Source organism: Mycobacterium sp. FW102-FHT13B02 (assembly GCF_058790275.1).
Window position 1 is genome coordinate 412,420 of the sequence record NZ_JBYTCM010000001.1, and the last position, 13,464, is coordinate 425,883.

The following is a 13,464-nucleotide window of genomic DNA, read 5'->3' on the forward strand; positions in this document are numbered from 1 at the left end:
GGAACCAGAAAATACGGAACCCGCATAGGGCGGGCCGAGAGAGGTAATTGCGACATCCATGTCTGCAGTTGAAATTGAAGAGGGCGTGTTCGAAGCAACCGCCGTCATCGACAACGGGAGCTACGGCACCCGGACCATCCGCTTCGAGACCGGCCGCCTCGCACGCCAGGCCGCCGGCTCCGTCGTCGCCTACCTGGACGACGAGACCATGCTCCTGTCGGCCACCACGGCCAGCAAGAGCCCGAAGGAACACTTCGACTTCTTCCCGTTGACCATCGACGTCGAAGAGCGCATGTACGCCGCGGGCCGCATCCCCGGCTCGTTCTTCCGCCGCGAGGGCCGCCCCTCCACGGACGCGATCCTGACCTGCCGTCTGATCGACCGGCCGCTGCGCCCGTCGTTCGTCTCCGGCCTGCGCAACGAGATCCAGGTCGTCGTCACCATCCTGAGCCTCGATCCCAAGGATCTGTACGACGTGCTGGCGATCAACGCCGCATCGGCGTCGACCCAGATCTCGGGTCTGCCGTTCTCCGGCCCGGTGGGTGGTGTCCGCGTCGCCCTGATCGACGGCCAGTGGGTCGCCTTCCCGACCGTCGAGCAGCTGGAAAACGCTGTGTTCGACATGGTCGTCGCCGGCCGTGTGGTCGACAGCGACGTCGCCATCATGATGGTCGAGGCCGAGGCCACCGACAATGTCATCGACCTGGTCGCCGGTGGCGCGGGTGCTCCCACCGAGGCCGTGGTGGCCGAGGGCCTGGAGGCCGCGAAGCCGTTCATCGCCACACTGTGCAAGGCACAGCAGGAGCTTTACGACGCCGCTGGTAAGGAGACCGCCGACTACCCGGTGTTCCCGGACTACGCCGACGACGCCTTCCAGGCCGTCGCCGCGGTGGCCACCGACGCGCTGTCGCAGGCGCTGACCATCGCCGGCAAGCAGGAGCGCGAAGAGCGCACCGACGAGATCAAGGTCGAGGTGCTCAGCCGGTTGGCCGAAACCTACGCCGGCCGCGAGAAGGAAATCGGCGCGGCGTTCCGCTCGCTGACCAAGAAGCTGGTGCGCCAGCGCATCCTGACCGACCACTTCCGCATCGACGGCCGTGGCATCACCGACATTCGCGCCCTGTCGGCCGAGGTCGCCGTGATCCCGCGGGCGCACGGCAGTGCGCTGTTCGAGCGCGGCGAGACCCAGATCATGGGTGTCACCACGCTGGACATGGTCAAGATGGCTCAGCAGATCGACTCGCTCGGTCCGGAGACCAGCAAGCGCTACATGCACCACTACAACTTCCCGCCGTACTCGACCGGTGAAACGGGCCGCGTGGGTTCGCCGAAGCGCCGCGAAATCGGCCACGGTGCGCTGGCGGAGCGGGCCCTGATGCCGGTGCTGCCGAGCGTCGAGGAGTTCCCGTATGCCATCCGTCAGGTCTCGGAAGCGTTGGGCTCCAACGGTTCCACCTCGATGGGTTCGGTCTGTGCCTCCACCCTGTCGTTGCTGAACGCCGGTGTGCCGCTGAAGGCCCCGGTCGCCGGTATCGCAATGGGTCTGGTGTCCGACGAGGTCGACGGCGAGACCCGTTACGTCGCGCTGACCGACATCCTGGGCGCTGAAGACGCCTTCGGCGACATGGACTTCAAGGTCGCCGGTACCAAGGAGTTCGTCACCGCGCTGCAGCTGGACACCAAGCTGGACGGCATCCCGTCCAAGGTGCTGGCCGGTGCCCTGGCCCAGGCCAAGGACGCGCGTCTGACCATCCTCGACGTCATGGCCGAGGCCATCGACGAGCCCGATGAGATGAGCCCGTACGCGCCGCGCATCACCACCATCAAGGTGCCGATCGACAAGATCGGTGAGGTGATCGGGCCCAAGGGCAAGGTGATCAACCAGATCACCGAGGAGACCGGTGCGAGCATCTCCATCGAGGATGACGGCACCGTGTTCGTCGGCGCCTCGAACGGCGAGGCGGCGCAGGCGGCGATCGACAAGATCAACGCCATCGCCAACCCGCAGCTGCCGAAGATCGGTGAGCGGTTCCTCGGCACCGTGGTGAAGACGACGGACTTTGGTGCGTTCGTCTCGCTGCTGCCGGGCCGTGACGGTCTGGTGCACATCTCCAAGCTCGGCAAGGGCAAGCGCGTCGCGAAGGTCGAGGACGTCGTGAACGTCGGCGACAAGCTGCGCGTGGAGATCGCGGACATTTCCGCGGACAACCGTGGCAAGGGGCAGAAGATTTCCCTGGTCCTGGTGGACGACGAGAACGCAGCGGCGCCGTCCGGTGAATCCGCTGTTGCCGAAACGGAGACCGCACCGGCAGATGCCGCGCCTGCAACCTCCTAGTCAGAATCTGCGCGACGGCCGGGGCTCTGCTGTCTCTCCCGAGACAGCGCTCATGGCCCCGGCCGCTGTGCGCAAGACGACTCTCCCCGGCGGGCTCCGGGTCGTCACCGAACACCTGCCGCACGTGCATTCGGCGTCGGTCGGTGTATGGGTCAACGTCGGTTCACGCGACGAAGGCCCCAGTGTGGCCGGTGCGGCACACTTCCTGGAACACCTGCTGTTCAAGTCGACCCCGACGCGCACCGCTGTCGAGATCGCCCAGTCGATGGACGCCGTAGGCGGTGAGCTGAACGCCTTCACCGCGCGCGAGCACACCTGCTACTACGCCCACGTGCTCGACAGCGATCTCGGGCTGGCCATCGACTTGGTTTCGGACGTCGTGCTCAACGGTCGTTGTGCCGCAGCAGATGTCGAGCTGGAACGTGACGTGGTGCTCGAAGAGATCGCGATGCGTGACGACGATCCCGAGGACACCCTCGCCGACGTCTTCCTCGGCTCCATGTTCGGCGCGCACCCCGTGGGCCGTCCGGTGATCGGCAGCGTCGAATCGATCATGTCGATGACCCGGAACCAACTGCACTCGTTCCACGTCCGCCGGTACACCCCCGACCGGATGGTGGTCGCGGTCGCCGGGAACATCGACCACGACGAGGTTGTGTCGTTGGTGCGCAAGCACTTTCGTCCGCATCTGGTGCGTGGCCGCAAGCCCGTGCCGCCGCGTAAGGGGGCCGGCCGGGTGCCGGGGACCCCGACGCTGCAGTTCGTCAAGCGTGACTCCGAGCAAGCTCACATGTACCTGGGTGTACGCACCCCTGGGCGCAACTGGGAGCACCGGTGGGCGCTGTCGGTGCTCAACACGGCGCTTGGCGGCGGGCTGAGTTCCCGGTTGTTCCAACAGATTCGGGAGAACCGCGGACTGGCCTATTCGGTGTACTCCACGATCGACACCTTCTCCGACGCCGGTGCGCTGTCGGTGTACTCGGCGTGCTTGCCGGATCGCTTCGACGAGGTGGCGCGGGTGACCACCGAGGTGCTGGAAGACGTTGCGCGCGAAGGCATCACCGCCGACGAGCTGCGTATTGCGAAGGGTTCGATGCGCGGCGGGCTGGTGCTGGGGCTGGAGGATTCCGGTTCCCGGATGCACCGCATCGGGCGCGCCGAGTTGAACTACGGCAACCACAAGTCGATTTCGGAAACCCTCGCGTCGATCGACGCGGTGACCCTCGAAGAGGTCAATGCCGTTGCGCGCGAACTGCTGACGCGGCCCTTCGGTGCAGCGGTGCTGGGCCCGCACCGGTCAAAGCGCTCACTGCCGAAGCAGCTGCGCTCCATCGGCTAGCGAGTTGTGCACGCAAATCCGCGTTCGGCGCGGATTTGCGTGCACAAATCTCAGCGGCTGAGCCGCAGCGAGTTGTCGCGGCGCAGCACGAAGAAGTACGGCTGAGTCTGGCCGCGGAGGTCCATGGCGCCCAGGACGGCATCGTCGCTGAGCTTGCGGAAGACGTCCATGATCGGCAGTTGGTCGTAAACCATTGTGGCGGTGTCGACACCGCGGTAGCGGGTGGTGCGCAGCCGGGCCTTGGCGGACCGGGCCTGCAGCAGCGGACGCAGGGCGGCAATCGGCTTGGCCACGCGAAGCCGGTGCAGCAGCGGGATTTTGGCGGCGAGGCCGACACCGGAGAATGCCAGTACCGGGTTGAGCGGCCACAGCGACTGACCAGAAACGTCGGGGAACAGCAGTGGGTGCACCGTCTCGCTGTCAACGAATTGCTTGCCCCACCATCCGCTGGCTTCTAGCAGGCCGTCCATGGGGTGGCCGGTGGGTACTTCGGCGCCATGCCAGGTGCCGATCATGAAGTCGGGTTCAACGGCGGGTGCGGCGTCGAAGATCTCGAGGGCTGCGGCGGTCGTGGTCGGCGGCGTGGGCAGCAATTCCTGCAAGAGCATGGCGATGACAATACTTGACAGGTGTCAAAAGAGCGATTTGTGCACGGAAAGGGATGCCCAGCGCACCCTTGCGTGCACACATCGCGGGAAAGGTCATCGCCCGGCCAGCGCGGCACTGCGCTGACCGGGCGATGGGTGCCAAGAATGACGAGTCAGAACGCTCAGAATTCAATGTGGCCCAGCGGCAGGTCGAGGTCCGCGGCGACCTGGCCGCACAGCAACTCGCCGTCGTGCGTCGACAGGCCCTTGGCCAGTGCGGCGTCGCCCCGGCAGGCCGCCTGCCAGCCCTGGTCGGCGAGCTTGAGTACGTACGGCAGGGTCGCGTTGGTCAGTGCGTAGGTCGACGTGCGCGGCACCGCTCCCGGCATGTTGGCCACGCAGTAGAAGACCGAGTCGTGCACGGCGAAGGTCGGGTCGTCGTGTGTGGTGGGTTTCGAGTCCTCGAAGCAGCCGCCCTGGTCGATCGCGATGTCGACCAACACTGATCCTGACTTCATCTGCGCCACGGTCGAATTGGTGACGAGCTTGGGCGCCTTGGCGCCGGGGACCAGCACCGCACCGATCACCAGATCGGCCTGCTTGACGGCGTCTTCCAGGTCCAGGCTCGAGGAGTACCGGGTGTGGATCCGGCCGCCCCATTCGGCGTCGATCCGGCGCAGGGTGTCCAGGTTGACGTCGAAGACGGTGACCTGCGCGCCCATGCCGCTGGCGATCTGTGCGGCGTGCAAGCCCGCCGTGCCACCGCCGATGACGACGACGTTGGCGGGTGCGACACCCGGCACGCCACCCATCAGGACGCCGCGGCCGCCGTGGCTGCGCATCAGGTGGTAGGCGCCGACCTGGGCCGACAGCCGGCCTGCGACCTCGCTCATCGGGGCGAGCAAGGGCAGGCGGCCGTCGGCGGTCTGGACGGTCTCGTACGCGATCGCGGTGGTGCCCGACGCGAGCAGTGCGTCGGTGCATTCGCGTGAGGCGGCTAGGTGCAGGTAGGTGAACAGGGTCTGACCCTTGCGCATGCGGTGGTACTCGGCCGCAATGGGCTCTTTGACCTTGAGCAGCAGATCGGACTCGGCCCACACCTGGTCCGCGGTGGTGAGAATTTGTGCGCCGGCGGCCTTGAAGTCGTTGTCTGCGATCGCAGAACCCTCGCCGGCGCCCGCCTGGATCAGCACCTCGTGGCCGTGCTTGACCAGTTCGGCGACGCCGGCCGGGGTGATGGCCACCCGGTACTCGTTGTTCTTGATTTCGGTCGGGATACCGACGTGCATCTGGGGTTCTCCTCTGGGTGGATCAGGTGATGCCCTAAGTGTGAATAAACGTCGACCTACCTGCAATATCTGTGATTATAATTCTCAATATGGCGCTAGTATCTGAACAATCTTCGAAGGCGAGGGCTCAAGAAACTTCCCAGCCGAAGGATGTTCAGCCGGTCGAACTCGACGACGTCGATCGCCGCATCGTCACCGCTCTGCACGCCGACGCACGCATGCCCAACAGTGCGCTGGCGGAGCTCGTCGGGATCGCCGCGTCGACCTGTCACGGCCGCGTGCGGCGGTTGCAGGAACTCGGGGTGATCCGCGGATTCCACGCCGACATCGATCCGGCGGCCATCGGGTTGGGGCTGCAGGCGATGATCTCGGTGAGCCTGCAATCGGGCGCCCGCGCGCGCATCCGCGACTTCATCGCCCATATGCGGCGACTGCCGCAGGTGATGGACGTGTATTTCCTGGCCGGCGCCGACGACTTCATCCTGCACGTCGCTGCGCGCGACACCGCGCACCTGCGCGCGTTCGTGGTGGAGCATCTCAACGCCGACGCCGATGTGGCCGGCACCCAGACGTCGTTGATCTTCGAGCACCTGCGCGGCGCCTCGCCGCTGTAACCGGTTGCCGCGGCTCAGGATTGGGTCGCGGCCTTGAGTTCGGCGAGTGCCTCGCGGATGTGCTCGGCGAGGCTACGGTCGGCCGGATCGGTGAGCCAGTGTTCGAACGCCACCTTGAACACCGCGATGCCGGCCTCGGCGACCAGGCTGGCCGCGGGGTCGGCGACGCCGCGGCGGCGCAGCGCGTCCCGAATGGTCGTTGCCAGTGATGCGAGCTTGATGAGTTCGCGTTCTTGCAGGCTGGCGTTGGCGCTGATCACGGCCTGGCGCTGGCGTGCATGCGGGCGACGTTCGGCGAAGAAGCCGGACACTGATTCCAGCGCCGCTGCGACGGCATCGAGGGGTGCGGCGGCCGCGGGAGCATCGTCGATGGCAGCCTCCAGCGCCTCGGCGAGTTCGCGTCCCCGAAACAGCACTTCCCGTTTATCCGTGAAGTGCCGGAAGAAGGTGCGCTCTGTCAGGCCTGCTCGGGCGGCGATCTCGGCCACCGTCGTCTCGTCGAAGCCCTGCTGCAGGTACAGCTCCAGGGCCGCCTGCTCAAGGCGGCCCTGCGCGTTCGGTTCCCAACGGCCCACGGGCGGATTGTAGGCGATGTCAGTCACTGTCACCACGACTGATGACAGTGACTGACATTGGGTGTACGTTCGGTGATGTCATGGACTGACATCACTTGAGGAGCTGAAACCATGCGCATATTCGTCACCGGCGCCAGCGGGCACATCGGGTCCGTCGTCGTCCGCGAGCTGCTACAAGCAGGCCATCAGGTCACCGGACTGGCCAGATCGGACGCCTCGGCGAGTGCCCTCACCGCGGCCGGCGCGCAGGTGCACCACGGCACTCTCGACGACCCCGCCGGGCTCGCTGCCGCGGCCGCCGCCTCTGACGGCGTCATCCACCTGGCTTTCAAGCACGACTTCTCCAACTACGCCGACTCGCTCCAGGCCGACCTGCGCGCGGTCGAAGCCATGGGGGAGGCCCTGACGGGCACTGGCAAGCCGTTCGTGAACACCTCGGGCACCCTCATGCTCGCCTTCGGCGAGCCGGGCCGGCTCGGTACCGAGGACGCTGACGTGGACAGGTCGGCGCCGCGGGGCGCATCCGAACTGGCCACGCTCGCGCTGGCCGAACGAGGCGTGCGGTCATCGGTGATCAGGCTCGCTCCGACGGTGCACGGGGACACCGATCACCACGGCTTCATCCCCAGTCTCATCGAATTCGCCCGCGCGGCAGGACGATCCGGGTATCTGGGCGACGGCTCGAATCGATGGCCGGCGGTACACACCGTCGACGCCGCGCGGCTCTATCGGCTGGCGGTGGAATCGGCACCGGCAGGCTCGGTGTTGCACGGGGCGGCTGAACAGGGGATCGCCTTCCGCGATATCGCACAGGCCATCGGCGATGGGTTGGGTGTGCCGGTGCAGGAGATTTCGTCCGACCACGCTGCGGCGCAGTTCGGCTTCCTCGCAGGCTTCGTCGCGCTCGACAACCCGACATCCAGTGAACGGACACGGGCCATGCTCGGCTGGGATCCCGTGCAGCCGACCCTGCTCGAGGACCTCAAGGCCGGCCACTACTTCGCGCCTCGCGCGAGCTGACCGGGCGGACGGAATGACCCCCTTCGACCTTGACGCGGTGCGCCGCGCGTTCGGCAGCGTCGGTACCTATCCACCGCTCGGCTTCACTGACGCGGTGCCGGTCGCGGTCCAACGAGAGGCCGTGGCGAGGTTGGATGACGCCGGGTTTCAAGCGGTGTGGAGTAACGAGGTGATCGGTGGGCGGGATGTGTTGGTGCACCTTGCCCTGATGCTGGCAGCGGCACCGCGAGCGGCTGTCGGCGCCGGCATCGCCAACATCTGGGCCCGGGCCCCGCAGACGCTGCACGCCGGCGCGGCCATGCTGGCCCAGGCTTACCCGGACCGGTTGATGCTGGGCGTGGGCGTCGGGTATCCCCAACAGGCCGCGACCGTGGGCCGCGACTTCGGGCCTCCATTGCAGACGATGCGTGACTATCTCGACCACATGGACGACCAGACGTGGCCGCCCGCTGCGCACGCGGGCTATCCCCGGATTGTCGGCGCGATCGGCCCGAAGATGCTCGCCCTGGCCGGGCAGGTCGCAGACGGCGCGATGTGCGCCGGGCTCCCTCCGCAGTTCACGGCCCGCGCCCGGCAGGTGCTGGGCGCGGACAAAATGCTGGTCGTAGGACTGTCGGTTGTTCTCGGCGACGACAGCGACCAGGCGCGGAAGGCGGCACGGGCGGTGGTCGAGACGAACCTGGGTCGAACCTCGTACACCGCCAGCTTGGCCGGGCTCGGGCTGGGGGATGAGCTCAGCGACCGGTTGGTCGACGCCGTCGTCGGCTTCGGCGGGGCGGAGCAGATTGCCGCCAAGGTCCGCGAGCATCTCGTGGCGGGTGCGGACCACGTGGTGCTGATGCCACCGTTCGACACCGAATTCGACTCGGGAATGGAGCACCTCGTCGCGCTGGCGTCCGCGCTGGCGGCGGCGACAAGCTAGCTGGCGACCAGCTCCGGGTGGAACTTGGCCACCAGTCGGCGCATGCCGTCGCGCCAGTCGACCGACGTGCCACCGATCAGTTCGTGCATGCGCGTGGTGTCCGACGGGCCCCCGCTCAGGGCATTCGGGTCCTCGGTGAACACCGGCTCGCGGCCGACCAGCTCGCCGATGTATATGCACCATTCCTGCAGGCTGACGGTCTGATCGCCGCACCAGTTCACGGTGGTGGCGGGCACCGACGCCACGCCCAGCAGCTTGGGCAGGGTCGACAGGATGTCGTCTTCGTGGATCGGGTTGTACCGCGCCGGACCACCCGGCGGTACCGGGATCGGGATACCCGCCAGGATCATCTCCATGTGATAGAACTGCCAGCCGCCGTTGTCGCCGTAGGGCACGTTGAACCTGGCGATGGTGGCCGGCAGATCCAGCGCACGCGACATGGTGCGCACCACCGTCTCGCCTGCGATCTTGGAGATCGAGTAGGTGGGGAAGAGGTGCTTGTGGTTGTCGCCCAGCACCGTCGATTCGGCGCGTGGCTCGTCATCCGGCGGGTCGTACACCGCGGCCGACGACGTATGCAGGAAGCCCTTCGCCGCACGGCAGTGCGCCATGAGTAGGCCCACCGACTCCGCATTGGCGGCGAGGTCGGCGTCCCACTGGCCGCTCTTGGCCACCGCCATGTTGACCACGTAGTCGAAATCCGTTGGCAGCGCGCTGAAGTTGCCATCGGCCAGGTTGACCGTCTCGCAGCGGACACCGGCGTGCTCGAGCTGCTGGCGGCCCTGCGCGTTGTTGAACCGGGCGACGCCCCACACCTCGTTGTCGACGGCCAGGGCTGTGGCGATCGGGGTGGCCACTTGTCCGGTGACTCCGGTGATGAGGATCTTGGCGCCGCGCATAGGGCTGATGGTAGGACGGGCTGTTCCCCGTCGCTGCGCTCGCCCCCGGACAGTTAGGGTTGACCTCATGCGAGTCGGAGTTCTGGGTGCCAAGGGCAAAGTCGGTGCGACCATCGTCGACGGTGTGGAGGCCGCCGACGACCTGACGTTCACGGTCGGCGTCGACGCAGGTGACGAGTTGAGTCTGTTCACCGACAGCGACACCCAGGTGGTCGTCGACTTCACCCATCCCGACGTCGTGATGGGCAACCTGAAGTTCCTCATCGACAACGGCATTCACGCCGTCGTCGGGACCACGGGCTTCACCGAGGAGCGCCTCGCGCAGGTCCGTGACTGGGTGGCCGCCAAGCCCGGCGTCGCCGTGCTGATCGCGCCGAACTTCGCCATCGGCGCGGTGCTGTCCATGCACTTCGCCAAGCTGGCCGCGCCGTTCTTCGAGTCGGCCGAGGTCGTCGAACTGCACCACCCGCAGAAGGCCGACGCCCCGTCGGGCACCGCGACCCGCACCGCGCAGCTGATCGCCGAGGCGCGAAAAGGCTTGCCGCCCAACCCTGATGCCACCACCACCGGCTTGGAGGGTGCGCGCGGCGCGGATGTCGACGGCATCCCCGTCCACTCCGTGCGACTGCGCGGTCTGGTGGCGCACCAGGAGGTGCTGTTCGGCACCCAGGGTGAGACGCTCACCATCCGGCACGACAGCATCGACCGCACGTCGTTCGTGCCGGGCGTGCTGCTCGGCGTCCGTGAGGTTGCCAAGTACCCCGGACTGACCATCGGCATCGAGAACCTGATGGGGCTGTGACGGGCCGGTGGGGACCAAACCGAGCTCGCAGGTGTTCCGCATCCAGCTGGTCGTCGCATTCCTGTGCGTGGCGCTGGTGGTCTACTTCGTGATGCTCGGGCGCTCCGGCGTCATCCTCATGCGGTCCGGGGAGCCCGCAGCGATCGGACTCGGCATCGGCATCTTCGTGCTGCCGTTGATCGGCCTGTGGGCCATGGTCGCCACCCTGCGGGCCGGTTTCGCACACCAGCGGCTCGCTCGGCTGGCCCACGACGAGGGCGTCGAACTCGACGTCAGTGACCTCCCCAAGCGCCCGTCCGGCCGCATCGAACGCGATGCCGCCGACGCACTGTTCGACTCGGTACGCCGCGAGGTTGAGGCCACGCCCGACGATTGGCGGGTTTGGTACCGCCTGGCCCGGGCATACGACTATGCGGGTGACCGCAGCAGGGCCCGGGAGACCATCCGTAAAGCCGTCCAACTGGAGCAAGCGTCACGGTGAAACTGCTTGTCGTGCACCACACTCCATCTCCGCACTGTCAGGAGATGTTCGAGGCGGTGCTCGCCGGGGCCACCGATCCCGAGATCGAGGGCGTGGACGTCGTGCGGCGCCCGGCGCTGACGCTCTCGGCCGCCGACGTGCTGGAGGCCGACGGTTACGTGCTGGGTTCCCCGGCGAATCTGGGCTACATGTCGGGCGCGCTCAAGCAATATTTTGTCAATTACCCGGCTAATAGGACCGACCCGTGTCGCGCCGCCTGCTGATCATTCACCACACGCCGTCGCCGTTCTGCCAGGCGATGTTTGAGGCGGTGTTGTCGGGGGCGACCGATCCGGAGATCGAAGGCGTCGAGGTGGTGCGGCGTCCAGCGTTGACGTGCTCGCCGACTGATGCGCTGGAGGCTGACGGTTACCTGATCGGCAGCCCGGCGAATCTCGGCTATCTCAGTGGCGCGGTGAAACACGCCTTCGATCAGCTGTATTACCCATGCCTGGATGCAACGCGGGGCAGGCCGTTCGGCCTATGGGTCCACGGCAATGAGGGCACCGAGGGCGCGGAGCGGGCCGTGGACGGCATCACGACCGGGCTTGGGTGGACCAAGGCCACGAATTACGTTGTGGTGTCGGGCAAGCCGAGCAAGGCCGACCTGGAGGCGTGCTGGAACCTGGGCGCAACGGTCGCCGCGACGTTGATGGGGGCTTGACCTGTATGGCAGAGGCGAAGCTGCATCACACGGTGCCGAGGTTTTACCTGCGGGGCTTTGCGGACGACGCTGAGCGCATCACCACGGTGAAGTTGCCGGGGGATAGGAGCTACACTCAGAAGATCGGCAAGACCGCCGCCACGAACCGCTTTTATTCCATCGATGGCCACCCCGACGGAGCGGATGCCTTCGAGCGGGCACTGTCGAAATTGGAGGGTGGCGCGGCGGGCGTTCTGCGCGCCATTGTCGAGGGCGACTGGCCGCTATCCAACGAGCAGCGACTGACGCTGAGCACCTTTCTCGCGGTGCAGTATGTTCGCGGCCCAGATCACCGCCGAACGCTGGAATACATGGCTGCGCAGATGACGCGGTTGGAGGTCACGTTCAGCGGGCGTGAGAATATCCAACAGTGGGCCGAGCGTAGGTACGGCGTCGGATTGGATGAAGACGAAGCCGAAGAACTGTGGCAGCAAGTCACTCGGCCCGAGGGGCCGCCAATCATGCTGGCACCGATCCAGCACATCGCAGCGATCGTCGACTCAGCTGACAAGTTGCTCCCCTATATCGTGGGCAGACCGTGGACACTCGTCCACTTCGACCGCCGCGCCCTGGTTACGTCGGATTCCCCGGTGGGGCTCATACGCCACCAAGGGACTGAGCCCTGGGAAGGCGTGGGATTCCTGACGGCGCAGCTGATCACGTTCCCGCTGACCCGCAAGCTCGGCCTGATTATGGGCGACGCGATGCCGTTTGCCGAGGCAAACATATCGATCCAGCGTCTTCGCGGTGGCGAAGCGGACGCGATCGAACCGGGGTCGACCAAAATGGCGAGGCTGATCAACGACACAACGGTGCACTCGGCCAGCGAGTACGTCTATCACCACCCAGACGACGGTGGTGCGCTGCCGTCGCCACTTCCCGCACCGACCTTGACCCATCTGTCGATACCAGGCCATCTGTGAGCCGCGCCAACGCCCCTGACCGTTCACCCGACATGCCCATCCGGTCGTCACCCGTTGCGGGAGAGGGCTTCTAGCATTCACAGCATGGCCCCCAACGCTCCCGACATTGAAGTCCTCCGCGACCGTGTGCACCGCGCCACGGAAGTACGCCAGTCCATCGGGGAGCTGTGGCACGAATACATGGAACGGCAACCACGCCGATTCGCTTTAGTGGCCGACGCCGAGTCCGACACCCGCTGGACCTTCGTTATCAACACCATCGAGCCGATGCCGGTTCGGATCAGCGCCCTGTTCGGCGAATGGCTGTATCTCCTACGTGCAGCGCTCGACGGAACGGCTTACTACGTCGCGGTCCGCGATAGTGGCCAGAACCCGCCGCCTAACGAACGCAGCATCTACTTTCCGATCAAGACCGATCCCGCCAAGTACGACAGCCAAGGGCACCGGCAAGGGTTGATCGCCATGTCCGACTCGACCTTTGCCGACCTGCGCACCGTCCAGCCGTTCAACGCGCAGCCCGACCACAAGTCGAACGTGCTGTGGTGGATCGAAGAGTTGGCGCGTATCGACCGACACCGCTACGGGCACACCCTGGCTCCGCACATCGTGAAGGCGCGCATCGGGCTGAAACCTCCGCTCACGTTGGTCAAGCACTACTTTCCCGAGCCAATGACGGGGCGGGTGCCGATTGACGAATCCGCCCCAATGCCGCTCCTTGAGATAGAGGCTCCGGCCGATTTCAACGAGCTGGCCGTCCGTCAGCACATGATCATCACCGACGCGACCGAGAACGCGCTCGATGTCACTGAGTGGGTGTCCAATGCCTCAGCGCCCATGAAGAATATGGATCTAAGCAAGCGGATGTGGCTGTGCGAGGACTTCCTCCTGAATGACATCATCGAGCCGATGGTTAGTGGGCAGCCGTAGACAGAACTG

General features: G+C 66.3%; 14 protein-coding genes and 1 pseudogene. 11 read left to right on the top strand and 4 right to left on the bottom strand.

Features of this window, described 5'->3' with window-relative positions:
• Positions 1-58 precede the first annotated feature (58 nt).
• Both AC3WTE_RS01990 and AC3WTE_RS01995 read left to right on the top strand, forming a co-directional pair.
• Positions 59-2,335: a polyribonucleotide nucleotidyltransferase gene (locus tag AC3WTE_RS01990; protein WP_492435195.1), complete on the top strand. Its 2,277-nt coding sequence runs from the start codon at positions 59-61 to the stop codon at positions 2,333-2,335.
• A gap of 52 nt (positions 2,336-2,387) precedes the next feature.
• Positions 2,388-3,674: a M16 family metallopeptidase gene (locus AC3WTE_RS01995; RefSeq protein WP_492435197.1), complete on the top strand. Its 1,287-nt coding sequence runs from the start codon at positions 2,388-2,390 to the stop codon at positions 3,672-3,674.
• A gap of 50 nt (positions 3,675-3,724) precedes the next feature.
• Here the strand turns inward: AC3WTE_RS01995 and AC3WTE_RS02000 are convergent, their stop codons facing one another.
• Both AC3WTE_RS02000 and ald read right to left on the bottom strand, forming a co-directional pair.
• Positions 3,725-4,282 (bottom strand): DUF4334 domain-containing protein, encoded by a 558-nt coding sequence (locus AC3WTE_RS02000; protein WP_492435199.1) that lies wholly within the window; start codon positions 4,280-4,282, stop codon positions 3,725-3,727.
• 161 nt (positions 4,283-4,443) lie between these two features.
• Positions 4,444-5,550 (bottom strand): alanine dehydrogenase, encoded by a 1,107-nt coding sequence (gene ald, locus AC3WTE_RS02005; protein WP_492435201.1) that lies wholly within the window; start codon positions 5,548-5,550, stop codon positions 4,444-4,446.
• Between the two features lie 89 nt (positions 5,551-5,639).
• Here ald and aldR point away from each other — a divergent pair, with 89 nt between their 5' ends.
• Entirely contained in the window at positions 5,640-6,164 is a 525-nt protein-coding gene (gene aldR / locus AC3WTE_RS02010) for an HTH-type transcriptional regulator AldR (protein WP_492435203.1), read from the top strand.
• Between the two features lie 14 nt (positions 6,165-6,178).
• Here aldR and AC3WTE_RS02015 read toward each other — a convergent pair whose 3' ends face one another.
• Positions 6,179-6,739, bottom strand: a complete 561-nt coding sequence (locus tag AC3WTE_RS02015) for a TetR family transcriptional regulator (RefSeq protein ID WP_492435205.1) — start codon at positions 6,737-6,739, stop codon at positions 6,179-6,181.
• Positions 6,740-6,850: 111 nt separating this feature from the next.
• Here AC3WTE_RS02015 and AC3WTE_RS02020 point away from each other — a divergent pair, with 111 nt between their 5' ends.
• Both AC3WTE_RS02020 and AC3WTE_RS02025 read left to right on the top strand, forming a co-directional pair.
• Entirely contained in the window at positions 6,851-7,759 is a 909-nt protein-coding gene (locus AC3WTE_RS02020; RefSeq protein ID WP_492435207.1) for an SDR family oxidoreductase, read from the top strand.
• Between the two features lie 13 nt (positions 7,760-7,772).
• Positions 7,773-8,681: an LLM class flavin-dependent oxidoreductase gene (locus AC3WTE_RS02025; RefSeq protein WP_492435209.1), complete on the top strand. Its 909-nt coding sequence runs from the start codon at positions 7,773-7,775 to the stop codon at positions 8,679-8,681.
• On the opposite strand, the gene AC3WTE_RS02030 is transcribed toward AC3WTE_RS02025, so the two are convergent.
• Complete coding sequence (locus AC3WTE_RS02030) at positions 8,678-9,580, bottom strand: NAD-dependent epimerase/dehydratase family protein (RefSeq protein WP_492435211.1); 903 nt, start codon at positions 9,578-9,580, stop codon at positions 8,678-8,680. The genes AC3WTE_RS02025 and AC3WTE_RS02030 overlap by 4 nt on opposite strands.
• A gap of 67 nt (positions 9,581-9,647) precedes the next feature.
• On the opposite strand from AC3WTE_RS02030, the gene dapB reads away from it, so the two are divergent.
• The 6 genes and pseudogenes from dapB (at position 9,648) to AC3WTE_RS02060 (ending at position 13,455) form a co-directional block, all read left to right on the top strand.
• Positions 9,648-10,382 carry a 4-hydroxy-tetrahydrodipicolinate reductase gene (gene dapB, locus AC3WTE_RS02035; protein ID WP_492435213.1) on the top strand — a complete coding sequence of 245 codons (735 nt, stop codon included), beginning with the start codon at positions 9,648-9,650 and terminating at the stop codon, positions 10,380-10,382.
• Positions 10,383-10,389: 7 nt separating this feature from the next.
• A complete protein-coding gene (locus AC3WTE_RS02040; RefSeq protein WP_492435215.1) occupies positions 10,390-10,863 on the top strand; it encodes a tetratricopeptide repeat protein in 474 nt (157 codons plus the stop codon).
• Positions 10,864-10,907: 44 nt separating this feature from the next.
• Positions 10,908-11,078 (top strand): annotated as a pseudogene (locus AC3WTE_RS02045) (flavodoxin family protein); the annotation flags it as partial.
• An 83-nt stretch (positions 11,079-11,161) separates the two neighbouring features.
• The gene (locus tag AC3WTE_RS02050) at positions 11,162-11,566 is read left to right on the top strand and encodes a flavodoxin family protein (RefSeq protein ID WP_492435484.1); all 405 of its coding nucleotides are present in this window, start codon (positions 11,162-11,164) and stop codon (positions 11,564-11,566) included.
• A 5-nt stretch (positions 11,567-11,571) separates the two neighbouring features.
• Positions 11,572-12,528 carry a DUF4238 domain-containing protein gene (locus AC3WTE_RS02055; protein ID WP_492435217.1) on the top strand — a complete coding sequence of 319 codons (957 nt, stop codon included), beginning with the start codon at positions 11,572-11,574 and terminating at the stop codon, positions 12,526-12,528.
• A gap of 210 nt (positions 12,529-12,738) precedes the next feature.
• Complete coding sequence (locus AC3WTE_RS02060) at positions 12,739-13,455, top strand: hypothetical protein (RefSeq protein ID WP_492435219.1); 717 nt, start codon at positions 12,739-12,741, stop codon at positions 13,453-13,455.
• Positions 13,456-13,464: the final 9 nt, after the last annotated feature.